This window comes from Cellulomonas sp. NS3 (genome assembly GCF_024757985.1).
In the GTDB taxonomy this organism is placed as follows: Bacteria; Actinomycetota; Actinomycetes; order Actinomycetales; family Cellulomonadaceae; genus Cellulomonas_A.
Genome location: NZ_CP103289.1, coordinates 1,664,996 through 1,690,738, shown reverse-complemented (window position 1 = coordinate 1,690,738; position 25,743 = coordinate 1,664,996). Strand labels below are relative to the sequence as shown.

At 75.5% G+C, this 25,743-nt stretch carries 27 protein-coding genes; 17 read left to right on the top strand and 10 right to left on the bottom strand.

The annotated features are described in order from the left end of the window. Window positions 1–12: 12 nt before the first annotated feature. A complete protein-coding gene (locus NXY84_RS07775; RefSeq protein ID WP_258726531.1) occupies window positions 13–321 on the bottom strand; it encodes a hypothetical protein in 309 nt (102 codons plus the stop codon). Window positions 322–548: 227 nt separating this feature from the next. On the opposite strand from NXY84_RS07775, the gene NXY84_RS07770 reads away from it, so the two are divergent. Genes NXY84_RS07770 through NXY84_RS07755 form a run of 4 tightly spaced genes read left to right on the top strand, consistent with a single transcriptional unit; the run spans window position 549 to window position 3,462 of the window. Beyond that, window positions 549–944 (top strand): VOC family protein, encoded by a 396-nt coding sequence (locus NXY84_RS07770; protein ID WP_258726530.1) that lies wholly within the window; start codon window positions 549–551, stop codon window positions 942–944. Window positions 945–947: 3 nt separating this feature from the next. Further along, the gene (locus NXY84_RS07765) at window positions 948–1,808 is read left to right on the top strand and encodes an alpha/beta fold hydrolase (protein ID WP_258726529.1); all 861 of its coding nucleotides are present in this window, start codon (window positions 948–950) and stop codon (window positions 1,806–1,808) included. Between the two features lie 50 nt (window positions 1,809–1,858). Next, window positions 1,859–2,632 carry an ArsR/SmtB family transcription factor gene (locus NXY84_RS07760; protein WP_258726528.1) on the top strand — a complete coding sequence of 258 codons (774 nt, stop codon included), beginning with the start codon at window positions 1,859–1,861 and terminating at the stop codon, window positions 2,630–2,632. Continuing rightward, window positions 2,629–3,462, top strand: coding sequence for a glycoside hydrolase family 16 protein (locus NXY84_RS07755; RefSeq protein ID WP_258726527.1), 834 nt, complete (start codon window positions 2,629–2,631; stop codon window positions 3,460–3,462). The genes NXY84_RS07760 and NXY84_RS07755 overlap by 4 nt, the downstream gene beginning before the upstream one ends. Here NXY84_RS07755 and NXY84_RS07750 read toward each other — a convergent pair. Beyond that, window positions 3,459–3,923 carry a hypothetical protein gene (locus tag NXY84_RS07750; RefSeq protein ID WP_258726526.1) on the bottom strand — a complete coding sequence of 155 codons (465 nt, stop codon included), beginning with the start codon at window positions 3,921–3,923 and terminating at the stop codon, window positions 3,459–3,461. The two genes, NXY84_RS07755 and NXY84_RS07750, sit on opposite strands and share 4 nt — an antisense overlap. 104 nt (window positions 3,924–4,027) lie before the next feature. Here NXY84_RS07750 and NXY84_RS07745 point away from each other — a divergent pair, with 104 nt between their 5' ends. Continuing rightward, on the top strand, window positions 4,028–4,603 hold the full coding sequence (locus NXY84_RS07745) for a TIGR03086 family metal-binding protein (protein ID WP_258726525.1): 576 nt from the start codon (window positions 4,028–4,030) through the stop codon (window positions 4,601–4,603). Between the two features lie 102 nt (window positions 4,604–4,705). Here the strand turns inward: NXY84_RS07745 and NXY84_RS07740 are convergent, their stop codons facing one another. Beyond that, on the bottom strand, window positions 4,706–4,915 hold the full coding sequence (locus tag NXY84_RS07740) for a DUF2945 domain-containing protein (protein ID WP_258726524.1): 210 nt from the start codon (window positions 4,913–4,915) through the stop codon (window positions 4,706–4,708). Between the two features lie 218 nt (window positions 4,916–5,133). Here NXY84_RS07740 and NXY84_RS07735 point away from each other — a divergent pair, with 218 nt between their 5' ends. The 6 genes from NXY84_RS07735 to NXY84_RS07710 all read left to right on the top strand — a co-directional run bounded on the left by NXY84_RS07735 (window position 5,134) and on the right by NXY84_RS07710 (window position 12,081). Then, window positions 5,134–6,684 (top strand): amino acid permease, encoded by a 1,551-nt coding sequence (locus tag NXY84_RS07735; protein ID WP_258726523.1) that lies wholly within the window; start codon window positions 5,134–5,136, stop codon window positions 6,682–6,684. A 67-nt stretch (window positions 6,685–6,751) separates the two neighbouring features. Continuing rightward, window positions 6,752–7,144: an MmcQ/YjbR family DNA-binding protein gene (locus tag NXY84_RS07730; RefSeq protein ID WP_258726522.1), complete on the top strand. Its 393-nt coding sequence runs from the start codon at window positions 6,752–6,754 to the stop codon at window positions 7,142–7,144. After that, window positions 7,141–8,376 (top strand): epoxide hydrolase family protein, encoded by a 1,236-nt coding sequence (locus NXY84_RS07725; RefSeq protein ID WP_258726521.1) that lies wholly within the window; start codon window positions 7,141–7,143, stop codon window positions 8,374–8,376. The genes NXY84_RS07730 and NXY84_RS07725 overlap by 4 nt, the downstream gene beginning before the upstream one ends. After that, window positions 8,376–9,371 carry a glycoside hydrolase family 88 protein gene (locus NXY84_RS07720; protein ID WP_258726520.1) on the top strand — a complete coding sequence of 332 codons (996 nt, stop codon included), beginning with the start codon at window positions 8,376–8,378 and terminating at the stop codon, window positions 9,369–9,371. Before NXY84_RS07725 ends, NXY84_RS07720 begins: the two co-directional genes overlap by 1 nt. Window positions 9,372–9,430: 59 nt before the next feature. After that, the gene (locus tag NXY84_RS07715) at window positions 9,431–10,246 is read left to right on the top strand and encodes a TetR/AcrR family transcriptional regulator (protein ID WP_258726519.1); all 816 of its coding nucleotides are present in this window, start codon (window positions 9,431–9,433) and stop codon (window positions 10,244–10,246) included. After that, window positions 10,243–12,081, top strand: a complete 1,839-nt coding sequence (locus NXY84_RS07710; RefSeq protein ID WP_258726518.1) for an ABC transporter ATP-binding protein — start codon at window positions 10,243–10,245, stop codon at window positions 12,079–12,081. Before NXY84_RS07715 ends, NXY84_RS07710 begins: the two co-directional genes overlap by 4 nt. Window positions 12,082–12,127: 46 nt before the next feature. Here NXY84_RS07710 and NXY84_RS07705 read toward each other — a convergent pair whose 3' ends face one another. Further along, window positions 12,128–12,703, bottom strand: a complete 576-nt coding sequence (locus tag NXY84_RS07705) for a hypothetical protein (protein ID WP_258726517.1) — start codon at window positions 12,701–12,703, stop codon at window positions 12,128–12,130. Between the two features lie 14 nt (window positions 12,704–12,717). Beyond that, a complete protein-coding gene (locus tag NXY84_RS07700; RefSeq protein WP_258726516.1) occupies window positions 12,718–13,866 on the bottom strand; it encodes a zinc-dependent alcohol dehydrogenase in 1,149 nt (382 codons plus the stop codon). Window positions 13,867–14,044: 178 nt separating this feature from the next. On the opposite strand from NXY84_RS07700, the gene NXY84_RS07695 reads away from it, so the two are divergent. Next, window positions 14,045–15,346 carry an NYN domain-containing protein gene (locus tag NXY84_RS07695; protein WP_258726515.1) on the top strand — a complete coding sequence of 434 codons (1,302 nt, stop codon included), beginning with the start codon at window positions 14,045–14,047 and terminating at the stop codon, window positions 15,344–15,346. Between the two features lie 64 nt (window positions 15,347–15,410). Further along, window positions 15,411–16,766, top strand: a complete 1,356-nt coding sequence (locus NXY84_RS07690) for an MFS transporter (RefSeq protein ID WP_309485066.1) — start codon at window positions 15,411–15,413, stop codon at window positions 16,764–16,766. A 64-nt stretch (window positions 16,767–16,830) separates the two neighbouring features. Here the strand turns inward: NXY84_RS07690 and NXY84_RS07685 are convergent, their stop codons facing one another. Then, window positions 16,831–18,069, bottom strand: coding sequence for an FAD-dependent oxidoreductase (locus NXY84_RS07685; RefSeq protein ID WP_258726514.1), 1,239 nt, complete (start codon window positions 18,067–18,069; stop codon window positions 16,831–16,833). Between the two features lie 87 nt (window positions 18,070–18,156). Between NXY84_RS07685 and NXY84_RS07680 the strand changes: the two genes are divergently transcribed. The 3 genes from NXY84_RS07680 (at window position 18,157) to NXY84_RS07670 (ending at window position 20,558) form a co-directional block, all read left to right on the top strand. Then, a complete protein-coding gene (locus NXY84_RS07680) occupies window positions 18,157–19,047 on the top strand; it encodes a hypothetical protein (RefSeq protein ID WP_258726513.1) in 891 nt (296 codons plus the stop codon). Window positions 19,048–19,156: 109 nt separating this feature from the next. After that, window positions 19,157–19,699 (top strand): STM3941 family protein, encoded by a 543-nt coding sequence (locus tag NXY84_RS07675; protein WP_258726512.1) that lies wholly within the window; start codon window positions 19,157–19,159, stop codon window positions 19,697–19,699. 148 nt (window positions 19,700–19,847) lie between these two features. Next, the gene (locus tag NXY84_RS07670) at window positions 19,848–20,558 is read left to right on the top strand and encodes a DUF998 domain-containing protein (RefSeq protein WP_258726511.1); all 711 of its coding nucleotides are present in this window, start codon (window positions 19,848–19,850) and stop codon (window positions 20,556–20,558) included. Here NXY84_RS07670 and NXY84_RS07665 read toward each other — a convergent pair. From NXY84_RS07665 to NXY84_RS07650, 4 genes are all read right to left on the bottom strand, one after another. Continuing rightward, the gene (locus NXY84_RS07665; protein WP_258726510.1) at window positions 20,509–20,808 is read right to left on the bottom strand and encodes a DUF1905 domain-containing protein; all 300 of its coding nucleotides are present in this window, start codon (window positions 20,806–20,808) and stop codon (window positions 20,509–20,511) included. The two genes, NXY84_RS07670 and NXY84_RS07665, sit on opposite strands and share 50 nt — an antisense overlap. Before the next feature lie 104 nt (window positions 20,809–20,912). After that, the gene (gene rlmC, locus NXY84_RS07660) at window positions 20,913–22,055 is read right to left on the bottom strand and encodes a 23S rRNA (uracil(747)-C(5))-methyltransferase RlmC (RefSeq protein ID WP_258726509.1); all 1,143 of its coding nucleotides are present in this window, start codon (window positions 22,053–22,055) and stop codon (window positions 20,913–20,915) included. A gap of 57 nt (window positions 22,056–22,112) precedes the next feature. Then, window positions 22,113–23,009 carry an ABC transporter substrate-binding protein gene (locus NXY84_RS07655; protein ID WP_258726508.1) on the bottom strand — a complete coding sequence of 299 codons (897 nt, stop codon included), beginning with the start codon at window positions 23,007–23,009 and terminating at the stop codon, window positions 22,113–22,115. Continuing rightward, entirely contained in the window at window positions 23,006–25,072 is a 2,067-nt protein-coding gene (locus NXY84_RS07650) for a putative bifunctional diguanylate cyclase/phosphodiesterase (RefSeq protein ID WP_258726507.1), read from the bottom strand. The genes NXY84_RS07655 and NXY84_RS07650 overlap by 4 nt, the downstream gene beginning before the upstream one ends. Before the next feature lie 205 nt (window positions 25,073–25,277). On the opposite strand from NXY84_RS07650, the gene NXY84_RS07645 reads away from it, so the two are divergent. Next, window positions 25,278–25,727, top strand: coding sequence for a hypothetical protein (locus NXY84_RS07645; protein WP_258726506.1), 450 nt, complete (start codon window positions 25,278–25,280; stop codon window positions 25,725–25,727). Window positions 25,728–25,743: the final 16 nt, after the last annotated feature.

Genomic DNA, 25,743 nt, shown 5'->3' with positions numbered 1-25,743 from the left:
CCGGCAGCGACCTCACACCTCGAGGTCGGTCACGACCGCGTCGTGGTCCGACGGCAGCACGCCGTCGACCTCCGCCGTGCCCGCGAGCACGCTGCCGTGCGCGACGCCCGCCCCGCCCGGTCGCCCGGGGCGGGCGTACGCGTGGTCGATGCGGCGGTCGACCTGCTTGACGGCCTCGAGCGGCGCGAAGGGCACCGCGGAGCTGAGCGTCACGGCGTCCGGGTCCCCGCCGCCCGCGGTCCACAGGTCGGTCGCGACGGCGTCGAGCGGCGCGGGCTCGGGCGTGCCCGGGCCGGCGTTGAGGTCGCCCAGGAGCACCACGGGGAGGTCGCCGTCGAGGGCCGGGTCGGCGAGCAGAGCGCGCGGGTGCGGGGTCCGGAACGAGCGGGTCGGGACGGCGGGTCCCGGCGGCCGCCGGCGGCCCCGGCGCCCGGCACCCGTGGGCCACGGGCGGCGCGTGTGGGCGGGCGCCGGTAGACAGGGGTCAACGGCGGCCGGCCCGGTGCGTGGAGGGGCGTCCGCGAGGCCCGACGACGAGGAGCACACCCATGCCCGTCCGCTGGTACTCCGTGGAGGTCGACTGCACCGACGTGCGCGCACAGACAGCGTGGTGGGCGCAGGTGCTCGGCTGGGTCGTAGCGTACGAGTCCGGCGAGGAGTCGATGCTCGTCCCGCCGCACGCGTTCGACGCGTCGCGGGACGTCCCCGTCGAGGAGCGCGGCCCCGGGCTGTGCTTCGGCGCGGTGCCCGAGCGCAAGCAGGTCAAGAACCGGCTGCACCTCGACCTCGCGCCGCGCGCCGGCGAGGACCAAGCGGAGGCGGTCGAGCGGCTGCTCGCGCTCGGGGCGACGCGGGCGGACGTGGGGCAGGGCGCCGACGTCTCGTGGATCGTGCTCGCCGACCCCGAGGGCAACGAGTTCTGCGTGCTGAGCCCGCGGGACTGAGGCGTGTTCGACGGCTTCGCGGAGGACCGGGTCCCCGCCGGCGACGTGGACCTGCTGGTGCGTCACGGCGGCAGCGGTCCGGCGGTGCTGCTGCTGCACGGGCACCCGCGCACGTCGGCGACGTGGCACCGCGTCGCGCCCCTGCTCGTCGAGCGCGGGTTCACGGTCGTGTGCCCGGACCTGCCCGGATACGGGCGGTCGGGGAAGCCGGTGCCCGCCCCCGGGCACGAGCCGCACTCCAAGCGCGCGGTCGCGGAGCGGCTGCGCACGGCGATGCGGGCACTCGGGCACGAGCGCTTCGGCGTCGCCGGGCACGACCGCGGCAGCTACGCCGCGCTGCGTCTGGCGCTGGACCACCCCGACGTCGTGGACCGCGTCGCGCTCCTCGACTGCCTGCCGATCAGCGAGCACCTCGCCCGCGCGGACGCGCGGTTCGCGACCGCCTGGTGGCACTGGTTCTTCTACGCCCAGCCCGGGATCCCGGAGCGCGTGATCACCGCGGACCCGGACGCCTGGTACCGCGGCGACCCCGAGGTGATGGGGCCCGAGAACCACGCCGAGTGGCGTGCGGCGGTGCGGGACCCGGAGGTCGTGCGCGGGATGCTCGAGGACTACCGCGCCGGGCTCACGGTCGACCGGCGCGACGAGGAGGCCGACCGGGCCGCCGGGCGCCGGGTCGAGCCGCCGCTGCTCGTGCTGTGGTCGACGCGCGACGACCTGGAGCAGCTCTACGGGGACCCGCTGCGGATCTGGCGCGACTGGGCGCGGGACGTGCGCGGTCACGGGATCGACTCGGGGCACCACGTGGCGGAGGAGGCCCCCGGCCCGCTGACCGAGGCGCTCGCGGCGTTCTTCGCGGGCTGAGCCGAACCGCCGTCCTTGACATGCAGGTATATACCTGCCTAACGTGAGGTGTGGCCGACGACGTGGACGACGTGTTCAAGGCGCTCGCCGACCGCACGCGCCGCCTGCTGCTCGACCGGCTGCACGAGCGGAACGGTCAGACGCTCGGCGAGCTCGCCGACGGCACCGGGATGGCTCGGCAGTCCGTGACTCAGCACCTCGACCTGCTCGAGGCCGCGAACCTCGTCAGCACCGTGCGGCAGGGCCGGGCCCGGCTGCACTACCTCAACCCCGTCCCCCTCCACGAGATCCAGGAGCGGTGGATCGACAAGTTCGAGCGCCCGCGGCTGCGGGCCCTCAGCGACCTACGACGACGAGCGGAGGACGCCATGGCCGAGACGCCGGCGTTCGTGTACGTGACCTACATCGACGCGACCCCGGAGCGGGTCTGGGAGGCGCTCACCGACGCCGACCTGACCGCGCAGTACTGGGGCCACAGCAACGTGTCCGACTGGCAGGTGGGCTCCGGCTGGGAGCACCGGCGCACCGACGGCAGCGGGACGGCCGACGTCGTGGGCACGGTGCTCGAGAGCGAGCCCCCGCACCGGCTCGTGACGACCTGGGCGCTGCCCGGCGATGACCTTGTCGAGGGCGCCTCGCGCGTGACGTTCGACGTCGCGCGCTACGGCACGATCACCCGGCTGACGGTCACGCACGTCGACCTCACCGAGGAGGATCGCCGGCAGGCCGCCTCCGGGTGGGCGGCCGTGCTGTCCAACCTCAAGACGTTCGTCGAGACCGGGCGGACCCTGGCCGAGGTGCCGTGGGCCCGGGACCGCGCGTGACCCCAGGGCCCGCGCCCGCGTCCGGTGGCCCGCCCGACCCCGACCGCTACGTCCTCGAGCTCGAGGACACCTTCGACGGCACGACGCTCGACCCGGCCCGGTGGGTCCCGCACTACCTGCCGCAGTGGAGCTCGCGCGCCGAGTCGGCCGCCCGGTACGTGCTCGGGGACGGCACGCTGCGGCTGCGCGTCGAGGCGGACCAGCCGCCGTGGTGCCCCGACCTCGACGGGCAGCTGCGCGTCTCCTCGCTCCAGACGGGGGTGCTGTCGGGTCCCGTCGGCAGCCGCGTCGGTCAGCACCGGTTCCACCCCGACGCGGTCGTGCGCGAGGCCCAGGAGGAGCAACGGCTCTGGACCCCGCAGTACGGCTGGGTCGAGATGCGCGCCCGCGCGACCGACGACCCCGCGGCGATGGTCGCCCTGTGGATGATCGGCGTCGAGGACACGCCCGAGCGCTCGGCGGAGATCTGCGTCGCGGAGATCTTCGGCCGGGACGTCCGCCCCGACCGCGCGCTCGTCGGCATGGGCGTGCACCCCTTCGGCGACCCCACGATCGTCGACGAGTTCGCCGCGCACCCCGTCGCGATCGACGCGCGCGAGGCGCACACCTACGCCGTCGACTGGACGCCCGAGCACGTCGACTTCCTCGTCGACGGCGTGCACGTCACCCGGGTCGCGCAGTCCCCCGCGTACCCGATGCAGCTCATGCTGAACGTGTACGCGTTCCCGGCGCCCGACGGCGGCCCGCCGCCCGGGCCCTACCCGAAGGACTTCGTCGTCGAGCACGTGCGCGGGTACCGGCGCGCCGACGGGCCGAGCGGGCTGCCCTAGGAGCTGCGTCGGAGCGACGGCCGCAGGCGCGTGGCCGCCGTCCGCGCGCGGTCCCCCGCCACGTCGACCAGCAGTCCCACGGCGCTGCCGAGCATGAACACGTCCTTCGCGAGCCCGATGCCCTCCTGGCTGGGCCGGATGCCGTCCTCCCGCGTCATGCCGGGTGTCTTCAGGTACAGCCCGACGAGCCCGCCCGAGAAGGCCGTGAGGCCGGCGGCGGCGAGCCCCGTCGGCACGACCGGGAGGAGCAGCGCGGCGCCGAGCGCGATCTCCGCCGCCGAGAGCAGCCGGACGAAGGTGCGCGGGTCGACGTCGGCGAGGAACGGGTACGCCTGCGCGGCCATCCCGTGCAGGCCCGCCGCGGTCTCCGCGTCGGCCCCCCGCTTGCTCAGCCCCGAGTCCAGGACGTACGCGCCGATCGCCGCGCGCGCCGGCAGGTGACGCAGCTTGACCGAGCCCATGAGTGCCTCCCGAGTCCGCGTGACGGTCGAGAGGCCACCGTACGGCGGGGGCCGGGGGGGCCGCCCGGCGAGCGCGTCCCGGCGGCCCGGAGCACCCTGGGGACATGGACGAGCTGCTGAGCCTGCACCGTGTGAACGCCGAGCGCTTCTCCCGCCTGGTCCACCGCGTCGGCCCGCCCGACAGCCCCGCGTGGCGGAGGGCGACGCCCTGCACCGACTGGACGGTCCGCGACCTCGTGAACCACCTCACGTCCGAGCAGCTGTGGGCGCCCGAGCTCCTCGCCGGCCGGACCGTGGCCGAGGTCGGGGACCGGTTCGACGGCGACGTGCTCGGCGAGGACCCGGTCGCCGCCTGGGACGCCGCGATCGCCGCCGCCCTGGCCGCGTTCGCGGAGGCCGGTGCGCTCGGCCGGACCGTCGACCTGAGCCGGGGGCCGACCGCGGCGCACGACTACCTCGACGAGATGCTCACCGACCTCGCGGTGCACGGGTGGGACCTCGCCCGCGGCCTCGGGGTCGAGGACGACATGGATCCCTCGACGGTCGACCGGCTGCTCGTCGAGTGGTCCGACCGCACCGACGAGCTCGGCCCCGGGTCCGTGTTCGCCGGGCCGCTCGACGTGCCGGACGGCGCGGACCAGCAGACGCGGCTGCTCGCCCTGTTCGGGCGCCGGGCCTGACCAGGACAGACCGGGGCGTCCCCCGAGGCGGCCGTCGTCGCCGGCCCGTCCGGACCGCCCGGCGTGTCGTCGCGCCGGAGCGGTTCGCCCGTCGCGCCGGGGTCAGTCCTTCTCGAGCGCCGAGGGCTTGTGCACCGCCTCACGACCCGTCTTGTCGCTGCGCACGAGGTACTGCGGGTCGTCCTTCGAGGCGCGGACGGTGCGCCCGGCCGCCTCGGTGTCCGCCGTGATCTTCTTCTCGACCATCCCCTCGACCGTCGTGCCGTGGCTGCGCCACGTCACCTCGTCGCCCTTGTGCAGCTCGTCGCCCATCGTGCGCTCCTGTCGTCGGCAGACTCCCAGCGTCGACCGCGCCGCCGCCCGGCGCCACCGCGGAGCCACCGCGGAGCCACCCTCCCGCGCGAGCCCTCCCCCGTAGCGGACCGGACCCCGGCCGGTGCCGGACCCTCGTCCCAGGGCGGTCGCCGAGGTGCGCCGCTAGTGTCGGGCCGACCGGGAAGACACGTGCGAGAGCAGCAGCGGGGGTCCCCATGGCGGGCATCTGGCGAGTGAAGTCCGTGGAGCAGTCCATCGCCGAGACCGACGAGCCGGGCCACCGCCTCAAGCGCACGCTCCGGGCCTGGGACCTCGTGGTGTTCGGCGTGGGGGTCATCATCGGCACCGGCATCTTCGTCCTCACCGGTCAGCAGGCCGCGACGAACGCCGGTCCCGCCGTCGTCCTGTCGTTCCTCCTGGCCGGGATCACCTGCGGGCTCGCGGCGCTCTGCTACGCCGAGCTGGCGTCGACCGTGCCCGTCGCGGGGAGCGCGTACACGTTCTCCTACGCGACCCTCGGGGAGCTCGTGGCGTGGATCATCGGGTGGGACCTGCTGCTCGAGCTCATGCTCGGCGCCGCCGTCGTCGCGCGAGGCTGGTCCGCGTACCTCGCGTCGCTGCTCGACCTGCCGCCGTGGCTCGCGGGCGACGCGGCGCGGCCGGACGTCGCGGCGATCGCGATCGTCGTCGTGCTGGCGCTGCTGCTCATCCGGGGCTCGAAGGCCTCGAGCCGGTTCACGGGCGTGCTCGTCGTGGTCAAGGTCGCGATCGTGCTCTTCGTGATCGGCCTCGGCGCGATGTACGTCGACACCGCGAACTACTCCCCGTTCGTCCCGCCCGCGGAGGCGGCCGAGGGCGCGCGCGGCAGCGTGCTGCACCAGCCGATCGTGCAGGCGTTCCTCGGGCTCGAGCCGACGCACTTCGGGGCCTTCGGGGTCGTCGCTGCGGCCTCCGTCGTGTTCTTCGCGTACATCGGCTTCGACATCGTGGCCACCACCGCCGAGGAGACGCAGAACCCGCAGCGCGACATGCCGCGCGGCATCCTCGGCTCGCTCGCGATCTGCACCGTGCTGTACATGGCGGTGTCGTTCGTCCTCACCGGGATGGTGCCCTACACCGAGCTCAACACCGGCGCACCGCTCGCCGAGGCGTTCGAGGCCGTCGGCATCACGTGGGCGGCCCGGCTCATCGCCCTCGGAGCCGTCGCGGGCATCACGAGCGTGATCCTCGTGCTCATGCTCGGTCAGACGCGCGTGCTGTTCGCGATGTCGCGCGACCACCTGCTGCCGCCGTCGCTCGCGCGCGTCCACCCGCGCTTCGGCACGCCGTGGGTCATCACCGTGGTGGTCGCGGGCGCGGTGGCGATCCTCGCGGGCTTCGTCCCGCTCTCGGCCCTGTCCGAGCTCGTGAGCATCGGCACGCTGTTCGCCTTCGTGGTCGTGTGCCTCGGCGTGCTCGTGCTGCGACGCACGCGCCCCGACCTGCCGCGCGCGTTCCGGACCCCCGGCGCGCCGGTCGTCCCCATCCTCGGCGTGGTCGCGTGCGGCTGGCTCATGATCAACCTGCCCCTCGAGACCTGGCTGCGGTTCCTCGCGTGGATGGTCGTCGGGCTCGTGATCTACGTGCTGTACGGCCGTCGGCACAGCCGCCTCGGGAGGAGCCTCGCGGCGGCGCCCGTCCCGGGCGGAGGCTCCGGCGGCGACGGCGCGACGGCGGTCCCCGGCGAGGGCGAGCGGGGCCCGCTGACCGGCGGCCCGGGTCACTGACCGTTCTGCCGCGGACGCGACGTCGTCCGGCCGGGGGCGTGTCGGTGGCCCGGCGTACGGTCGGTCCATGGCCACCTGGGCGGACGTGCGCCGCTGCGCCGGGACGCTGCCGGAGACGACCGAGCAGCCCGAGCGCCACTGGTCCGTGCGCGGCCGGGCCTTCGTGTTCGAGCGGCCGTTGCGCGCCGCGGACCGCGCCGCGCTCGGCGACCTCGCGCCGGTCGACGCCCCGCTCGGCGCCTGGGTCGAGGACCTCGGCGCGAAGGAGGCGCTGCTCGCGAGCGAGCCGGAGGTCTGGTTCACCACGCCGCACTTCGACGGCTACCCGCTCGTGCTCGGGCGGGTAGACGCGCTGGACCCGGACGAGCTCGCCGAGGTCGTGACGGATGCGTGGCTCGTGCGCGCACCCGTGACGCTGCGCCGCCGGTGGCTGGCCGAGAACCCGCCCGCGTCCCCGTGAGCCGCCGCCTGGTCCCGTTCCGGGTCGACGTCCCGCAGGAGCAGCTCGACGACCTCGCCGACCGGCTGCGGCGCGCCCGCTTCCCGGAGCCCGCCACGGCGGACGGCTGGGCGCAGGGCGTGCCGGTCGACCACCTGCGGGACGTCTGCCGCACGTGGCTCGAGACGTACGACTGGCGTGCGACCGAGGCGCGGCTGAACGCCTGGCCGCAGGTCCGCACCGAGATCGACGGCCTGGGCATCCACGCGCTGCACGTCCGGTCGCCGCACCCGGGCGCGTTCCCGGTGGTGCTCACCCACGGCTGGCCCGGCTCGGTCGCCGAGCTGTTCGACGTCGTCGACCCGCTGACGGACCCGCCGGCGCACGGGGGCGACGCCGCCGACGCCTTCCACGTGGTGGTCCCGTCGCTGCCCGGGTACGGGTTCAGCGACAAGCCGTCGGGGCCCGGCTGGGGCGTCGAGCGGATCGCCGCCGCCTGGGCCGAGCTCATGGCGCGGCTCGGGTACGACCGCTACGGCGCGCAGGGCACCGACTGGGGCACGAGCATCAGCGCCGCGCTCGGACGGCTCGACCCGGAGCACGTCGCCGGCGTCCACCTGATGCCGCCGCTCGCCGCGCCCGACCCCGCGACGTTCGACGACCTGACGGACGCCGAGCGCTCGGCCCTCGAGAGCCTGCGGCAGGGCGAGGAGGACTCGGGCTACGCGCGCGTGCACGCCACGCGCCCGCAGACCGTCGGGTACTCGCTCGTCGACTCCCCCGTCGGCCTGGCCGCCTGGGTGCTCGAGAAGCTGTGGGCGTGGACGGACGGCGACGGGCACCTCGAGGCCGTCGTCCCGCGCGACCGGCTCCTCGACCTCGTGATGCTGTACTGGCTCCCGGGGACGGGCGCGTCGTCGGCCCGCCTGTATGCCGAGAGCATCGACGACGTGCACCGGGTGCTGACGGTGCCAGGCGCGGACCCGGTGCACGTCCCGGCCGGGGGCACGGTCTACCCGCGCGAGAACCAGCGCCCGTCGCGGCGCTGGGCCGAGCGCAGGTTCACCGACCTCCGGTACTGGAGCGAGCCGGCCCGCGGCGGGCACTTCCCCGCGCTCGAGCAGCCGGAGTCCTTCGTCGCGGAGCTGCGCGCGTTCTTCCGTCTCGTGCGCCGGCCCGCCGCCGCCGCGCCGCCCGCCCCCGTCCCGGCGAGGATCGGAGGAGTCGGCGCACGAGCGACGGAGGGGGACTGATGGACGACGACGCGGCGGCCTGGGCGCGGCTCGACCCCGACCAGCGGCGCGTGCTCGCGGCGCTCCTCGCCATGCAGCGGCAGTCGTGGGAGCAGGGTGTCGCGAGCCACGCGCTGCTCGACCTCGGGCTGACCGGCCTGGCCGAGGTCGTGGCGCGGGACGCCGTGACGCGCCAGACGGCCGAGGGCAAGCTCGCCGAGATCGAGGACGGCGGGATCGTGAACTCCGCGGCGAACGGCGAGGCGGTGCTGCGGGCGGCGCAGCACACCGGCGACGCCACGCTGCGCGAGGCGTTCGACCGCCAGGTCCGCTGGATCGCCCGCGACGCGCCGCGAGCGGACGACGGCACCCTGCTGCACCTCGTCGGCACGCGCGAGGTCTGGGTCGACTCGGTGTACATGGTGCTGCCGCTGCTCGTGCTCGCGGGCGAGGTCGAGGAGGCGGCGCGGCAGCTCGCCGGGCACCGCGCCCGGCTGTTCGACGAGGCGACGGGGCTGTACTCGGCGCGCTGGGACGAGGACTCGGCCCGGCTGACGCTCGCCGCGCCGTGGGGCACCGGGAACGGCTGGGTCGTCGCGGGGATCGCGCGGGCGCTGCACCTGCTCGGGGACCTCGACGTGGCCGGTGGCGGCGACGGCTTCCGAGCCGCCGCGGCCGCGCACGCCCGGGAGGTGATCGACGCGTGCCTCGAGCACCGGGACGAGGACGGCGTCTTCCACGACGTGGTGACGGACCCGGCGACGTTCCCCGAGACGAACCTCGCGCAGATGCTCGCCTACGCGGTGCTCACGGGCGTCGCCGACGGCTGGCTCCCCGCGTCCTACGCGTCCGTGGGTCGGTCGCTGGTCGGTGCGGCGCGGGCGCGCGTCGACCCCTGCGGGTTCGTCACGCCGGTGTGCGGGGCGCCGCGGTTCGACCGGCCGGGCACGTCGGCGGAGGCGCAGTCGTTCTTCCTGCTCGCGACCGCCGCCGCCGCCGCGGTCGTCGACGACTGACCCTGGCGGCAGCGCACCTTTACGCCGTATAGTCGACGGTTTACGGCGTAAGGAGCCTCGTGTACACATCCCAGGGCAGCGCCGCCCGTGCCATGCCTCTCCTGTGGCGGTCCCCCACACCCGGTGGTGCGCCGCCGGACGCGACCGCAGGCCCGCCGTCGGGCCGCGCGTCGACCCCCGTCCCGCTGGGGGTCGACGCGGTCGTGGACGCCGCGATCGCGCTCGCCGACGAGCGCGGCCTGCCCGGGGTCTCGATGCGCGCCGTCGGCGACCGCCTGGGCTGCACGGCGATGGCGCTCTACACGCACGTGCCCACCAAGGCCGTCCTGGTCGACCTCATGCACGACGCCGTCCACGCCGAGCTCCCGCGCACGCACCCCGGCGCGACGTGGCGGGAGCGCGTCGAGTCGTGGGCGGAGGCGACGTGGGCCTTCTACCTCCGGCACCCGTGGGTGCTCGAGGTGTCGCCCGCGCGGCCCGTGCTCGGACCCCACGAGTACGCCCAGCTCGACGGCCTGCTCGCGGCGGTCGAGGGGTCAGGGCTGCCCCCGCGGGACCTGCGCCGGCTCGCGAGCGCGCTCGTCCAGCTCGTCGGCGGGGTCGCGCAGACCGTCGCCGAGACCCGGCAGGCGGAGTCGGCGACCGGCGTCGCCGAGGACGCGTGGTGGTACGAGCGCTCGGCCCTGCTCGAGCAGGTCGCGACGGACTTCGACACCCGGTTCCCAGCGGTCACCCGCCTCGCCGGCCAGGGCGCGTTCACGCTCGACGACGAGTCGGTGCCCTACCTCGAGCAGGAGGCGACCGAGACGTTCCGGACCGGCCTCGCGCTGCTGCTCGACGGGGTCGCGGCGCGCGTCGCGGGGAGGGCGTCGTGAGCGCCGACCGCGCGGACGTCGGCGACGGCGCCGCCGCAGACCCGGCCGCCGCCGGCACCGCCACCGCGACCGCGACCGCGACCGAGGAGAAGGTCCCGCTGCGCTGGGAGAACCTGCGCGTCCTCTGGGCCTTCGTCCGCCCGCACGCCCGGGTCGTCGCGGTCGGGATCGTGCTCGGCCTCGGTGCGACGGCCGCGACCCTCGCCATGCCGCTCGCCACGAAGTGGGTGCTCGACACCCTGGGCACGGACGCCTCGCTCTCGCGCCCCGTCGGGATCCTCGTCGGGCTCCTCCTCCTGGGGCTCGTGTGCGGGCTCGCGCAGTGGGTCCTGCTAGGACGCCTCGCGGAGCAGGTCGTGCTCGACGCGCGCACCTCGCTCGTGCACCGGTTCCTGCGCGGCCGGCTCGGTGACGTCACGGAGCGGCCGACCGGGGAGCTCGTCACGCGCATCACCTCCGACACCGTGCTGCTCCGCGAGGCGGCGTCGTCGAGCGCGGTGCAGCTCGTCAACGGCCTCGTCTCGCTCGTCGGGACGGTCGTGCTCATGGCGGTGCTCGACCTGCCGCTGCTGCTCAGCACCCTCGCGGCCATCGTGGTGGTCGCCGTGCTGCTCGGGATGCTCCTGCCGAAGATCGGGGTCGCGCAGCGCGCCGCCCAGGCCTCCGTGGGGCAGCTCGGCTCGGTGCTGGAGACGAGCCTGCGCGCGCTGCGGACCGTGAAGGCCAGCCGGGCCGAGGAGCGTCAGGTCGAGCGCATCGTGCACGAGGCCGAGGAGTCGGCACGGCACAGCGTGCGGGCGGTGTGGATCACCGCGGTCGCGTGGTCGATCGCGGGCGGCGGCATCCAGCTCGCGATCATCGCGATCCTCGCGATCGGCGCCTGGCGCGTCGACGCCGGCGGGCTCACCGTCTCGACGCTCGTGGCGTTCCTGCTCTACGCCTTCAACATCATCGACCCCATCACGACGCTGACCCAGACGTTCACGCAGCTGCAGTCAGGCGTCGCAGCGGCCGCGCGGATCCGCGAGACCGAGGGCATCGAGGTCGAGGACGTGCACGCGGGCGGGGCGCTGCCGGCGGGCGCCGCGTCCCCGGCGGTGCTCGAGCTCGACCGGGTGACGCTCACCTACCCGGGCGCGGACGAGCCCGCGGTGCACGAGCTCTCGCTCGCCGTGCCGCGCCGCGGTCACACCGCGATCGTCGGGCCGTCGGGCGCCGGCAAGACGTCGACGTTCTCGCTGCTGCTGCGGTTCGTGGACCCGACGGGCGGCACGCTCCGGCTCGACGGCGTGCCGTTCACCGACCTGAGCATCGACGCGGTGCGCTCGCGGCTCGCGTACGTCGAGCAGGAGACCCCGCTGCTGTCCGGGACGCTCCGGGAGAACGTCGTGATCCGCCACCCGGACGCGACCGACGACGAGGTGTGGCGCGCGCTCGACGCGGTCCGGCTCGGCGACCGCGTGCGCTCGCTCGCCGACGGGCTCGACACGGTCGTGTCCGCGACGAGCCTGTCCGGCGGCGAGCGCCAGCGGGTCGCCCTCGCGCGCGCGGTCGTGCGGGTGCCGGACGTGCTGCTGCTCGACGAGGCGACCGCGCAGCTCGACGGCCTCACCGAGGCGGCGGTCCAGGACGTCATCGACGGCGTCGGCCGCGAGCACGCGGTGCTGACGATCGCCCACCGGCTGTCGACGGTGATCGACGCGCAGCAGATCGTCGTGCTGGAGGCGGGCCGGGTCCGGGCGACGGGCACGCACGCCGAGCTGCTCGTGACCGACGACCTCTACCGCGAGCTCGTCGCGGCGCTGCGGATCAGCACGGAGCCCGACCCCGTCTGAGCAGCCCGCCGCGGCCCGGCGACGCCGGCCCGCGCCCCGCCCCGGCTCAGCGGCGCAGCGCCCGCACGACGGACCGCACGCCCCCGAGCGCGAGCGCACCGCCGACGACCCACGGCACCGCGTTGAGCAGCGGGTCGAGCGCCTGGTGCCCGAGGTCCGCGCGACTGCCCTCGCGGCGCGAGGCGACCGGGTGGTGCGACGCCTCGCTGAGCACGCCGGTCTCGGTCACCGGGTTGTCCGGGCGCAGCGTGGCGAACGACGCCAGGACGCTCTCCAGGGCGTCGACCCGGTCCGCACCCATGAGGAGCAGCCAGTGCGCGGCGCGCGCCTCGCTGTACTTCTCGTACGCGTAGCGCCGGATGACCCCCGACAGCCCCTTGAGCGGGGCAGAGGTGCCGAACACCGGTGTGACGAACGCGTGCTCGATCGAGCGCTCGCGCGGCGTGTGCTCGACCTGGCGCTCGGGGAACTCCCAGCGCGCACCGCTGGCCCCCGGGTCGAAGCGCTCGCGCGGCACCGCGGGCCGGTCACGCGGGTCCCGGTCGACGCCCCAGCCGGGGATGCGGGCGCGCAGCTCGTCGAACGTCTCCGGGAGCGGCGGCTTCTCGGGCGTGTAGGCCATGGGGAGGTCCTTCCTCAGCTCGCGCTCGGGACGATGATCGGCTTGATGCAGCCGTCGAGCTTCGCGGAGAAGATGTGGTACCCCTCCGCGATGTGCTCGAGCGGGATGCGGTGCGTGACGATGTCGCTCGGCTTGAGGTAGCCGTTGCGGATGTGCTCGAACAGCCGGGGCCACTGGCGCTTGACCGGGCACTGGTTCATCCGCAGCGTGAGCCCCTTGTTGACCGCATCGCCGAACTTGACCGCGCTGAAGATGGGCCCGTAGGCGCCCATGACCGAGATCGTGCCGCCCTTGCGGACCGAGTCGATCGCCCAGTTGAGCGCGATGGGCGAGCCGCCCTGGAGCTTGAGGCGCGAGCCGGTCAGGTGCTGGAAGAAGCTGCCGTCCGCCTCGGCGCCGACGGCGTCGATCACGACGTCCGCGCCGAGGTGGTCGGTCGTCTTCTTCATGTGCACGATCAGGTCGTCGTGCTCGGTGAAGTTGATCGTCTCGGCGTGGGCGAACGTGCGCGCCTTCTCGAGCCGGTACTCGAGGTGGTCGACGACGATCACCCGCCCGGCACCCATGAGCCAGGCGGACTTCGCGGCGAACAGCCCGACCGGCCCGGCGCCGAGCACCATGACGACGTCGCCCTCGTGGATGTCGCCCAGCTGCGCACCGAAGTACCCCGTCGAGAGCGCGTCGGTCATCAGGAGCGCGTCCTCGTCGTCGATCCAGTCGGGGATCTTCTGGGGCCCGACGTCCGCGAAGGGCACGCGCACGTACTCCGCCTGACCGCCGTCGTAGCCGCCGGCGGTGTGCGAGTAGCCGTAGATGCCGCCCACCGCCGTCGCGTTCGGGTTGACGTTGTGGCAGTTCGAGTAGAGGCCGCGCGCGCAGAAGAAGCACGAGCCGCAGTACACGTTGAACGGCACCATGACCCGGTCGCCGACCTGCAGGTTCTCCACCGACGAGCCGACCTGCTCGACGACGCCGATGAACTCGTGCCCGAACGTCATGCCCACGCGCGTGTCCGGCATGAGGCCGTGGTAGAGATGCAGGTCGGAGCCGCAGATCGCCGCCATCGTGACGCGCACGATGGCGTCGTTCGGGTGCTCGATCGGCGGGACGTCCTTCTCCTCGACACGGATCCGGTAGGGACCCCGATAGACCATCGCTCGCATCCAGCACCGCCTCGTCCGCAGGTTCGGGAGATCGTTTTTCCACCATGGCACGCCCGTTCGCCCGCCGCCCGTCCAGGACGCACGTCCGACCCCGGGCCGGGCGCCGGGCCGGGTCCTCCGGGTGTGCCGCTCACCCGCGGGTGTGCGCTCGCTGCCCCTGGGCAGGGAAGATGCCGGGGTGACGACGACGAGCGAGACCACCGAGAACGGCCGGCGACTGCGATGCGCGCTGTTCGTCGACTTCGACAACGTGTACATCGGGCTGCAGCGGCTCGACCCCGCGGCGGCCGAGGCGTTCGCGGCGCACCCCGGGGACTGGCTGCGCGCGCTCGAGCAGGGCAGCGACATCGACGGCGACTTCACGCGCCGGTTCCTCGTGCGGGCGTGCTACCTGAACCCGTCCGTGTTCTCGCAGTTCCGTCCGAACTTCACGCGCGCCGGCTTCAGCGTCGTGGACTGCCCGTCGCTGACCCAGCAGGGCAAGAGCAGCGCCGACATCAACCTCGTGCTCGACGCCGTCGACGCGCTGAGCGCGCAGACCCGCTACGACGAGTTCGTGATCCTGTCCGCCGACGCCGACTTCACGCCGCTCGCGCTGCGCTGCCGGGCCGCCGACCGGCGCGTCACGATCGTCACGGCCGGCCCCGCCGCGAGCGCCTACCGCGCCGTCGCGGACACCGTCGTCACGGCCGACGAGCTCGTCGAGCTCGTGACCCCGCCGGCCGCCGCGGAGCTCGTCGCCCCGGCCGCCGTCGCCCCCGCCGGGGACGCACCGGCCCCGGCGGCGGCCGTCGCCGGGGCCGAGCCCGCTGCGCCCGCCGCGGGCCGAGGCGGCGGACGCGCACCGGCGAGCCCGGCCCGCAAGGCGGTCCTGCGTCTCGTGCGCGCGGCGGAGCGACCCCTGCCCGGTGACGTCGTCGCGCAGGCGGCGTGGAAGGCCGACCCCGGGCTGCGCGGCTCCGGGTGGGACGGCGCCGGCGACCTGTTCGGGTGGCTCGCGCGGTCGGTCGCCGAGCTCGGCACGGCGCCGCAGCCGGCGCCGGGCTTCGTGTGGGACCCCAAGCGGTTCAGCGAGGCCGACCTGCAGCCGGCCGAGAGCGTCGACCTGCCCCCGCTGCAGCGCCAGGTCGTCGAGGTCACCGACATCCCCAACCTGCCGGCCGAGCGCTACCGCGTGCTGCTGACGGCGCTCGCGGACGACGTGCGCACGACGCCGTTCGTGCGTCCCGAGACGGCCCGACGCGTGCGCGACGCGTGCCAGGCGGCGGGCGAGGCGATCGGCCGCGCATCCGTCAACACCGTGATCTCGGGCGTGCTGTTCGCGGGCCTCGACCTGACCACGAGGCCGAGCGCGGTCGAGCTCGCGCAGACGTGGGCGGACAACGTCGTCGGGCTGTGCCGAGGTGCGCGCATGGAGCTCAGCCCCGCGGACGTCGCGGCGATCCGGGCGTGGGTCGGCGGCGGTCTGGTCCCCCGCTGACCCCGAGCAGGCCCGCGAGCGAAACCGCTGGACTCCCCCGTCCCCGGTCTCCACGATGGGGCGGGTGACCACGACGCCGCCCCAGGACAGCGCAGGCCCCGAGCGCGGGACGCCCGGCCCGCACGACGGCGCCGCACCGCCGGGCGGCCCGGCGGTGGCCGAGGCGGACCCTGCGACGGCCGAGGCGGAGCGGCCCGGCTGGCGGCGCGACGTCACGGTCTTCCTCACGGGCCAGACCGTGTCGCTGCTCGGCTCGATGCTCGTGCAGTACGCGGTGATGTGGCACCTGACCCTCACGACGCAGTCGGGCACCGTGCTGGCGGTGTCGTCGGTCGTGGGGTTCCTGCCGCAGGCCGTCGTGTCGGTGTTCGGGGGCGTGTGGGCCGACCGGCTCGACCGCCGGGCCCTGATCATCGGGGCGGACGCGACGATCGCCGTCACGACCCTCGCGCTCGCGCTGCTCATGATGGCCGGCGCCGACGACCTCTGGCTCATCTACCTGACGCTGGCCATCCGCTCCGCGGGGGCGGGCATCCAGACGCCCGCGGTCGGCGCCCTCCTGCCGCAGATCGTCCCCACCAGCAGGCTCATGCGCGTCAACGGGATCAACGGCACCATCCAGGCGGCGCTCATGCTGCTCGCGCCGGCCGCCGCCGCTGCCCTCTACGCGGGCTGGGACATCGTCGCGATCTTCTTCGTCGACGTCGTGACCGCGGTCGTCGGGATCGCGCTGCTGCTCACGATCCGGGTGCCGCGCCTGGTGCGCTCGGACGCCGACGCACCCGTCGGGTACTTCGACGACCTCGTCGCCGGCTTCCGGTACGTCGCGCACCACGCGTTCGTGCGCTGGGTGCTCGGGCTCTTCGCCGTCGTGTTCGTGCTCATCGTCGCGCCCTCGTACCTGACGCCGCTCATGGTCGTGCGGACGTTCGGCGACGAGGTCTGGAAGCTCACCGTCAACGAGGTCGCGTTCAGCGTCGGGATGATGCTCGGCGGCGGTGCGGTCGCCGCCTGGGCCGCGAACGCGAACCGGATGGCGCTGCTGCTGCGCTCGACGCTCGTCTTCGGGGTGCTCTCGGTCGCGATGGGCCTGTCGACGAACATGTGGGTGTTCTTCAGCCTGATGTTCGCGCTCGGGCTCGCGGTGCCGTTCTTCTCGACCCCGTCCACGACGGTGCTGCAGGAGACGGTCGAGCCCGAGATGCAGGGCCGGGTGTTCGGGTTCGTCGGCATCGTCATGGCCCTCGCGATGCCGGTCGGCATGGCGGTGTTCGGGCCGCTCGCCGACCGCTTCCGCGTCGAGCAGCTGCTGGTCGCGGCGGGGATCGCGCTGTTCGCGGTCGTCGGGCTCGCGATGGCCCTGCCGAGCGGTCGCCGGTCGATCGCTGCCGCGGGCGCTCGCGCGACGTCGGACGCCTGAGGCGCTGCGGCGACGCGTGACCGGGTGCCCCGGGAGAGTGCGGGACGGGCCGCGCGGCGGGCGCTCAGCGCGCCGGCCCCCGGAGCACGCGCACGACCGCCGCACCGGTCCGGCGGCCCGAGACGAGAGCACCCTGCGACGACGCGGTGTCGCGGTGGTCCCCGCAGACGAACAGCGCGTCGCCGAGGTGCGCGGGGCGCCGGGTGGAGAGCGGCGCGGGCTGCACGGGGAGCGCCGCCGGGATCTCGTGGCGCGCGACCTCGCGCCAGCCGGACGTGCCGACACCGAACATCTCCCCGGCCTGGCGGCGCACGTCCGCCTCGTCGGGCGCGGTGCCCCGCAGCAGCGCGGTCACCTGGACGAGGCTCTGGCCCGCGGGGGCGTACGACGGCGCGGCGGCGCTCATCACCGCCGCGTTGACCACCGGGCCGCGGCGGCGCCCGTCCACGACGACGACCGGCTCGGCGCCCGGCGGCTCGTCGGTCGCGTACCACCACGTGACCAGCCCCTTCATGGCGGGCACCGCGACGCCGGTCAGCGTCGCGGCCGACGGCGCGTCCGTCGCGACCACGGCGGCCCGCGCGGTCAGCGACCCGGCGGCGGTGCGGACGCGGTGGCCGCCCGCGACCGCCTCGACCCGCTCGACGCCGTGCCCGAGCCGGACGTCCGGCAGGCCGCGGGCGAGCTGCGCGGGGAACGCGCCCATGCCGGCGGCGGGCACGCCCGGCGTCCCGAGCAGGAACATGCGCACCAGCAGCCGCACGAACCGGGTCGACGACGAGCCGTCGTCCTCCGCGAGCACCCCCGCGAGGAACGGCTCGAGGACCTCGCGCCGCACGCGCCCGTCGGCCGCGTGCGCGTCGAGCGAGCGCCCCCAGGCGTCGTCCGGCGCGCTCAGCAACCGGCGCACCGGCCCGAGCGCGGGCGCGGCCCAGCGCGCGAGCGCGACGAGCTCGCGCGGGCGCACGTACCCGCTGCCGAGGGTCGCGCGCAGCAGGCGCGGCGCGCGGCGCGGGTCGGCCAGCAGCGCGAGGCCGTCGTCGCGCCGCACCGCGACGCCCGGCAGGAGCGGACGCAGGTCGAGCGCGGGGACGTCGACGCGGGCACGGACTGCCGGGTAGGCCGGGTTGAGCACCTGGAAGCCGCGGTCGACCGTGAAGCCGTCGACGCGCTCGGACCGGATGCGCCCCCCGACCTCGTGCGCGGCCTCGAGCACCACGACGCGCAGACCCCGCTCGTGCAGGGTCCGGGCGCACTCGAGGCCCGCGATCCCGGCACCGACCACCACGACGTCGCAGTCCATCCGGGCAGCGTAGGTCGCGGGCGGTCCGGCGTCGCCACGACACGAACCACCGCCCGCGGGGCCCGGGCGATCTGGTAGACCAGCACGGTGACACGCACGCACGAGTCGACGACCACCTGGCACGGCGAGCCGGCGGTGCAGGTGACCGGCGGCGGGGGGCTCGTCGCGGTGGTCGTGCCCGGCCGCGGCGCCAAGATCGCGTCGCTGCGGGACGCCTCCGGGCGCGAGTGGTTGCTCGGTCCCGGCCCGGACGTGCCGCCGCCCGCGCGCGGCCCGGCGTCGTTCACCGACGCGGAGATGTGCGGGTGGGACGAGTGCGTCCCGAACGTCGACGCGGACGTGCTCGACGGCGTCGCGCTCCCCGACCACGGCGAGGCCTGGACGACGCCGTGGACCGCGCAGGACGACGGGTCGTGGGGGTTCGAGAGCCGGCTGCTGCCGTACCGGTTCACGCGCCGCACCGAGCCGACCGCGACCGGGCTCGCGCTGGTCTACACCGCGGAGGCGCTCGGCACGGAGCCGGTGCCGTTCCAGTGGGCCGCGCACCCCCAGCTCGCCCCCGGCCCCGGCGCGCGCATCGAGCTCCCCGCGGACGCGACCCACGTCGACGGCGTGTACGGGCTCGACGGGCGGGCACCGTGGACCCCCGAGCTCGCCGACGCCGAGCACGTCGAGGCGGGCGAGGCGCTCAAGATCTGGGTCGCGCCGCAGACCCCGGCCTCCTGGGCGGGCGTGCGCGCGGCCGACGGGTCGGTGCTCCGGCTCTCGTGGGACGCCGCCGCCGTGCCGTACCTGGCGCTCTGGGTCGACGCCGGCATGTTCTCGCGCGAGCGCGTCGTGGCGCTCGAGCCCGCGACGGGCGCCCGCGAGGCGCTCAGTGCGTCCCGCGACGACGGCCGCGCCCAGCTGCTCGAGCCCGGCATCCCCGTGACGTGGACGGTGCACGTCGAGGTGCGCGCGCCGGGCGACGCGCACTGACGGGCCCGCTGCCCGCCCGAGCCCCGGCACCCGGCACACCGCCCGTGCCCCCGCACCCCGCCGCCGCCCGCGCCACCGAGCGCCCGGCGGCCGACGCCCAGGAGACCGCGTGACCACGCCCGCCGGCCCGACCGTCGAGATCGGCACGTCCCCGGGCCGGACCCTGGGTCTCACCCTGCTCAGCGCGCTCATGACCGCCGCCTCGGCGGCGCTCGCGCTGGTCGGCGAGGGCGTCGTCGTGGTGGTCGTCGGCTGGGTCGGCGCGCTGTTCTTCGGCGCCTGCGGGGCCGTGTGGGTCCGGCGCGCGCTCGTGCAGCGCGGCGCGGTCGTGACCGTCTCGCCGGAGGGCTTCCGTGACGTGCGGATCGCCCGCGAGACCGTGCCGTGGGCCGACGTGCTCGAGATCTCGACGTGGACGCACTCGGGCCAGCACGTCCTGGTCCTGCGGGTCGCCGACGACGTGTGGGACCGGCTCACGCTCACGACGATCGCGCGCTCGTCCCGCCGGGCGAACCGTGCGCTCGGCGCGGACGGGCTCGCAGTGACCGCGCAGGGCCTGCGCACGACCTACCCCGAGCTCTTCCGCCTGACCGTCGAGGCGGCGTCGGCCGCGTGGCAGTCCGGGGGCGGGACGGGCGTGGCCGGGCGCTGACCGCGCACCCGAGGACGAGGACGCCGCGGGGTCCACCGCGACGGGTCCGGCCCGGACGCCGCGGGCGAACCGACCGGCGGGGGACGGGAGCCGCGGGTTCACCCCGGGCGGGCGGGCACGGGGCGCCGCGCCTGCGTACCGTCCGAGCATGCCCACCCCGCGACCCACCGACCGGCCGCCCGTCCCCCGCTGGGCGCTCGTCTCCGCGCTCGCCGCCCCGGTCGGGATGATCGGCGGGTGGACGCTCGCCGCTGCCGTGCAGGACGACTTCGACCCGGTGCGGGAGACGATCAGCGCGCTCGCCGCCGCGGACGTCACCGCGCCCTGGATCATGACCGCCGGGCTCGCGCTCACCGGCGTCGCGCACGTCGTCACCGCCGCCGGCCTGCGGCCGCTCCCCCGGCTCGCCCGCACCCTGCACGCCGTCGGCGGGCTGGCGACCCTCGCGGTCGCGGCGCTCCCCGTCGACGCGTTCTCCCACCCGCACGGCGTCGCGGCGGGGATCGGCTTCGGCGCGCTCGCGCTCTGGCCGGCGGCCGCGTGGCGCCCGGGTGCGGTCGGTGTGCGCCGGCGCGCGGTCGCGCTCGGTGCCGCCGGGGTCCTCACGGGGCTGCTCGTGGTCTTCGTCGCCGAGCTGCAGGGCGTGACGCCCGACGGCGGAGCCGCGACCGGGCTCACCGAGCGGCTCGTCGCCGGGGCGCAGGCGCTGTGGCCGTTCGTCGTCGTGGTCGCCCTGCGGCGGGAGGTCGTGCGGGACGTGCGGGACGGGACGGACGAGGACCGCCGGGCGGTGCCGGGACGTCCCGTGCTCAGGCGTCGAGGACCACGAGGTGCACGCGTGCGGTCGACCCCGCGTTGAGCCCCTCCGCCGTGCGGACCGCCTTCTTGACCGGCAGGACGTACGTCTTGCGGCCCGAGTCCGGGAAGATCGACGTCCGCCACGTCGTCGCGCCGACGGTGACCTCGACGCGGAGCGACCCGAAGCCGCGCGCGCGACCGCCGGCGACGTCGAGCACCTCGTCCGCGACGTCCGTGGGCAGGCTCACGAACGTCCAGCTGTCGCTGCGCGACTGCCACAGCCACAGCTCCGCGTCGAACTCGTAGGTCATGCCCGCTCTCCCGCTCGTCGCCCCCGCCCGGGTGAAGTCCACCACGGACCGGGGACACGGCACGCCGCCGCACCACCGTCGGCCCTGGCCCCCCTGGCGCCGTCCTACCGGCGTTCGAGCAGCGTGACGACCTCGTAGTGCATCGTCTGCGGGAACATGTCGAGCACCCGCCCGCGGACGGGGACGAGCGACGGCATCTCGGCGAGGTCGCGCGCGAGCGACCCCGAGTGGCAGCTCGAGTACACGACGCTGCGCACGGGCGAGCGCTCGAGCCAGCGGGCGAGCTCCGGCCCGAGGCCCCGCCGCGGCGGGTTCACGATCACGACGTCCGGAGCGCCGTCGGCGCCGTCGGCCCCGCCCGACCCGAGCGCGAACGCCGTCGCGTCCCCCGCGAGGAACCGCGTGCCGTCGAGGCCGGCCTGGCGCGCGCTGACCTCGGCGCTCGCGACCGCCTCGACGCTCGTCTCGATCCCGGTCACCGTGCGGCCCGGCGCCGCCACGTGCAGAGCGAAGCCGCCGACGCCGCAGTACAGGTCCCAGACCGTCGCGGGCGCGCGCTCGTCGACCCAGTCGCGCGCCTGCCGGTACAGCGCCGCGGCGACCTCGGTGTTCGTCTGGAAGAAGCTCTGCGGGCGCAGGTGCAGGTCGAACCCGTTGACGCGCATGCGCAGCGTCTCGTCGCCGGTCAGCAGGATCTCGCGGTCGCCCTCGACCGTCGCCTTGTGCTCGGGGTGCAGGTTCACCGAGACGACCACCGCGTGGGGCAGCGCGGCGAGCAGGCTCGGCAGGTGCTTGCGCATGCGCGTCACCGACTCCTGCGAGCGCAGCACGAACCGGACCATCAGCTCGTCGTCGGGCGACTGCGTCACGAGCACGTACTTGAGCTCGCCGGTCCGGCGCGCGACGTCGTAGGGCGTGAGCCGGGCCAGCGCCACGAAGTCCGCGAGCACCGGCAGGCTCGCGTGCAGCGCCGGCGGGTAGAGCGGGCAGTCGCGCAGGTCGACGCCGGCTCCCTCGGGATCGAGGATCCCGAGCGTCGGGGCGTCGACGGTGCCACCCGCGACCATCTTGGCCTTGTTGCGGAACCCGGCCTCGATGCTCGGGACCGGCGGGAGCCAGACGAGCTCCGGGCGCGGTCCGAGCACGGCCTGCGCGTGCGCCTGCTTGGCGGCGAGCTGCGCGGGGTACGACTGGTCGAGGAGCGTGCACGACCGGCATCGCTCCGCCACGAAGTACGAGCAGTGCACGGCCCCGACTCTACGGCGCCCGGTCGCCGGCCCCGCCCGCTCGGCGGACGCGCACCGCTACGTCCCCGCGTTGAGCGTGATCTCGGTGACCGCGCCGCCCTGGAGGTTCCACCGGGCCAGCACGTCCTCGTACTCGCCCGACGCGAGCACCTCGCTCATGGCGTCCTGCAGCACCGGCGCCAGGCCCGCGTTCGTGCGCGACACCGCGATGCCGAACGGCGCGGGCTCGTGCTGCTCGTCGCTCACGAGCTCGAACGCGCTGCGGCTGCGCGGGTCGCTCGCGAGGTGCGCCGCGGGCGGGTAGTCGACGAGCGTCGCCTGCACCGTGCCCGCGCGCAGCTCGAGCATCGCGTCGGCCGCCGTGAGCGACTGCGTGACGGCGAGCGGCTCGTCGCCGCACGTCTCCTGGAGCCGGCCGGCGAGCAGCTCCTGCGTGGTCCCCGCGCCGACCGACACCGGCCGCCCGCACAGGTCCTCGAGCCCCGTGATCCCGTGCGCGTTGCCGTGCTGGACGAGGATCGCCGTCCCGGCGCGGAAGTAGTCGACGAAGTCGACCTTGGCCTGCCGCTCGACGGTGTCGGTGATCCCCGACATGCCGAGGTCGGCCTCGCCGGCGGCGAGCCGGTCGAGGATCGTCGGGAACTCGGCCGGGAGGAACTCGACGTCCACGCCGAGCACACGCCCGAGCGCCGCCGCGAGGTCCGCCTCCGAGCCCTCGAGCGTGCGCCCGTCCGCGGCGTAGAACATGACCGGCGCGTACCCGGCCGACGTCAGGACCGTGAGGGTGCTGTCGTCACGGACCTCGGCCGGGAGCCGGTCGTGGAGCTCCTGGGAGAACGCGGCCTGCCGCGTCTCGGGCTCGGGCGCCGCCTCGGGCGTGCACCCGGCGAGGGCGAGCGCGACGAGGGCCGCTGCGGCCACGGCGGCGGCCCGGCGGAGGACGTGGGTGCTCATGGCGCTACCACCTGGTTCTCGGTGCTGTCGGTGCTCGGTGTGCTGTCCGGGCTGGGCGTGCTGCCGGTGCTCGGCGTGCCGGCAGGGCGGGGTGCGGCCGTGGCGTCCGCGTCGGCGTGGAGACCGAGCACGTCCGGCCACGGTCCGGGGCGCGCGTAGTGGTACCCCTGCGCGACGTCGCAGCCGGCGGCGCGGAGCCACGCGCCCGCGGCGGCGTCCTCGACGCCCTCGGCCACGACGACGCAGCCGAGCCCGTGCGCGAGCCCGACGACCGACGCGACGACGGCACGGTCGGCGTCGGGGTCCGGCGACGCCACCCCCGCGACGAACGCCCGGTCGATCTTGACCTCGGCGAACGGCAGGCTCCGCAGCTGGCGCAGGCTCGTGTACCCGGTGCCGAAGTCGTCGAGGGAGACCCGCACCCCGAGGTCGTCGAGCGCGCGCAGGACGGTGCCGGCCTGCTCGGTCTCGGTCCCGAAGGCGCTCTCGGTCACCTCGACCGTGAGCCGGTCCGCCGGGGTGCCCGTGCGCTCGAGGAGCTCGGCGACCGTCTCGACTAGCCCGGCCGTGGTGAGGTTGCGGGGCGAGACGTTGACCGCGACGGACACGTCCCGGCCGAGCTCGGCCCAGCGCGCACGGTCGGCGAGCGCGCGGCGCAGCACCCACGCGGTGAACGGGTCGACGAGGTGCGACTGCTCGAGCGTCGGCAGGAACTCGAGCGGCGCCAGCAGCCCGCGCGTCGGGTGCTGCCAGCGCACGAGCGCCTCGAGCCCCACCGCCCGCCCGGTCACGAGGTCGACCTGCGGCTGGTAGTGCAGCACCAGCTCGTCGCGGTCGAGGGCCGTGGCGAGCTCGCGCATGAGCAGCCCGTGGCCCGTCGGCGCCTCGGCGGCCCCGGGCTCGTAGATCACGACGCTCGACGTGCCGCGCTTGCCGCGGTACATCGCGGCGTCCGCGTGCCGCAGCAGCTCGGCGAACGACGCGCCGTGCTGCGGGCTGAGCGCGACGCCGATGCTGGCGTCGATGCGGATGGGGGTGCCGTCGAGGTCGATGTCGGCGCCGAGCTCGTCGACGACGCGCGCGAGCAGCGCCTGCGCCTCGTCGGCGGTCGTCACGCCCGGCAGGACGAGCGCGAACTCGTCCCCGCCGATCCGCGCGACGGTGTCGTCGGGACGCAGCGCGCCCTGCAGCCGCCGCGCGACCACCTCGAGCAGCACGTCGCCGGCGTGGTGGCCGAGCGTGTCGTTGACGTCCTTGAACCGGTCGAGGTCGACGAGCGCGAGCGCGCCGTGCGGCTCGGCCCCGCGGTCCGTCATCCGCCGGACGCGCTCGCGCAGGAGCGCACGGTTGGGCAGGCCGGTGAGCTGGTCGTGCGTCGCCTCGTGCTCGCGCTCGGCGGCGTGCTGGCGCAGGCGCCGCGTGGTCGACCAGGAGATCGACGCCAGCACGACGTAGAGCACGAGGAGGCCGCCGGCGAGCCGGCCGTAGGTGCTGCGCAGGCTCGCGTCGAGGTTCTGCTGGATCGGCTCGTAGGGCAGCTCGACCTCGAGCACCCCGCTCGCGCGCCCCGCGGTGCTCACGATGATCGGCTGCGTGACCCGCACGACGGTGCCGTCGACGCCGTCCTCGACGAGGCTCGCGACCGGGGTGCCCGCGACGGCCGCCCGGAAGTCGGGCGAGTCCGCCGCCTGCGGGCTCTCGTCCGAGCCGTCGTCGGTGAACAGGACGCGGCCCGACTCGTCGCGCACGCGCAGGTGCACGACCGAGGCGTTGAAGACCGCGAGCTGCGTCGACTCGCCGAGGCGGCGGACGGCGTCCTCGGTGAGCGCCTCGTCCCGCACGGTGCCGTCGAGGTGCGCGTCGCGCAGGGCCGGGCCGATGGCCATCTGCTGGATGACGGCCGCCTGCGCCTTGGCCTGGAGCAGCCCGGTGTTGAGCGCGTCGGAGCGCGCACCACCGATCAGGAGCGCGCTGATGCCGACGATCGGCACCAGGCTCGCAGCGGCGTACGTGGCGAACAGACGGGAGCCGAGCGTCCGCCCCGACGACCCAGGCCCGCTCATGGTGTGCGATTCGGCACCGCGGGCGCCGCGGTGAGCGACGCGGGCGGGTGCACCTGGACGCCGGACCAGAATCACCCGGACGTCCCGGGGCGGCCCGGGTCACTCGAAGGGGTCGTCGCCGCGGGCGTCGCACCGCCTCCGGTTGCGGCCGCGGCCCGTTGGCGGTCGGGTAGCCAGGTCACCCGTTCGGACCCCAGGAGGAATCATGGACGGCCAGACCGTCGGGATCATCATCGGCGTCGTCGTGCTGGTGGTGGTCGTCGTGGTGCTGCTCGCGCTCTCGCGCAAGCGCGGCGAGCGAGCGGCCGAGGCGCAGCGCGCCAAGGCGCGCCAGATCCGGGAGAAGGCCGAGGCGGACCGCGTCGAGGTCCAGCGCCGCGAGGCCCAGGCGGCTCGCGTCGACGCCGAGGCTCGGCTCGCGCAGGCGGAGGCCGACCAGCGCGCGGCGGACGCCGCGGAGCTCCAGGCCGAGGCGCGCCGTCGCGCGGAGCACGCGGAGGGCGCCCGCGCCAAGCTCGACGACCAGCTCGGGCGCGCCGACCGCATCGACCCGGACGTGCCCACGGACGGCCGTCGCACCGACACCGCCGGCGGCGCGCACCGCGCCGACGCGGACGTCGTGGTCGACGAGCGCCGGACGGACACCACGCGCTGACCCCCGGTCCGCGCAC

What these genes read in the sequence shown, in the direction of transcription:
- NXY84_RS07735 (WP_258726523.1), top strand. Translation starts at nt 5,134, where the DNA reads ATGGCGGGCATCTGGCGAGTGAAGTCCGTGGAGCAGTCCATCGCCGAG.
- NXY84_RS07720 (WP_258726520.1), top strand. Translation starts at nt 8,376, where the DNA reads ATGGACGACGACGCGGCGGCCTGGGCGCGGCTCGACCCCGACCAGCGG.
- NXY84_RS07740 (WP_258726524.1), bottom strand. Translation starts at nt 4,915, where the DNA reads ATGGGCGACGAGCTGCACAAGGGCGACGAGGTGACGTGGCGCAGCCAC.
- NXY84_RS07770 (WP_258726530.1), top strand. Translation starts at nt 549, where the DNA reads ATGCCCGTCCGCTGGTACTCCGTGGAGGTCGACTGCACCGACGTGCGC.
- NXY84_RS07745 (WP_258726525.1), top strand. Translation starts at nt 4,028, where the DNA reads ATGGACGAGCTGCTGAGCCTGCACCGTGTGAACGCCGAGCGCTTCTCC.
- NXY84_RS07665 (WP_258726510.1), bottom strand. Translation starts at nt 20,808, where the DNA reads ATGACCTACGAGTTCGACGCGGAGCTGTGGCTGTGGCAGTCGCGCAGC.
- NXY84_RS07730 (WP_258726522.1), top strand. Translation starts at nt 6,752, where the DNA reads ATGGCCACCTGGGCGGACGTGCGCCGCTGCGCCGGGACGCTGCCGGAG.
- NXY84_RS07655 (WP_258726508.1), bottom strand. Translation starts at nt 23,009, where the DNA reads ATGAGCACCCACGTCCTCCGCCGGGCCGCCGCCGTGGCCGCAGCGGCC.
- NXY84_RS07670 (WP_258726511.1), top strand. Translation starts at nt 19,848, where the DNA reads ATGCCCACCCCGCGACCCACCGACCGGCCGCCCGTCCCCCGCTGGGCG.
- NXY84_RS07750 (WP_258726526.1), bottom strand. Translation starts at nt 3,923, where the DNA reads ATGGGCTCGGTCAAGCTGCGTCACCTGCCGGCGCGCGCGGCGATCGGC.
- NXY84_RS07700 (WP_258726516.1), bottom strand. Translation starts at nt 13,866, where the DNA reads ATGCGAGCGATGGTCTATCGGGGTCCCTACCGGATCCGTGTCGAGGAG.
- NXY84_RS07650 (WP_258726507.1), bottom strand. Translation starts at nt 25,072, where the DNA reads ATGAGCGGGCCTGGGTCGTCGGGGCGGACGCTCGGCTCCCGTCTGTTC.
- NXY84_RS07705 (WP_258726517.1), bottom strand. Translation starts at nt 12,703, where the DNA reads ATGGCCTACACGCCCGAGAAGCCGCCGCTCCCGGAGACGTTCGACGAG.
- NXY84_RS07645 (WP_258726506.1), top strand. Translation starts at nt 25,278, where the DNA reads ATGGACGGCCAGACCGTCGGGATCATCATCGGCGTCGTCGTGCTGGTG.
- NXY84_RS07685 (WP_258726514.1), bottom strand. Translation starts at nt 18,069, where the DNA reads ATGGACTGCGACGTCGTGGTGGTCGGTGCCGGGATCGCGGGCCTCGAG.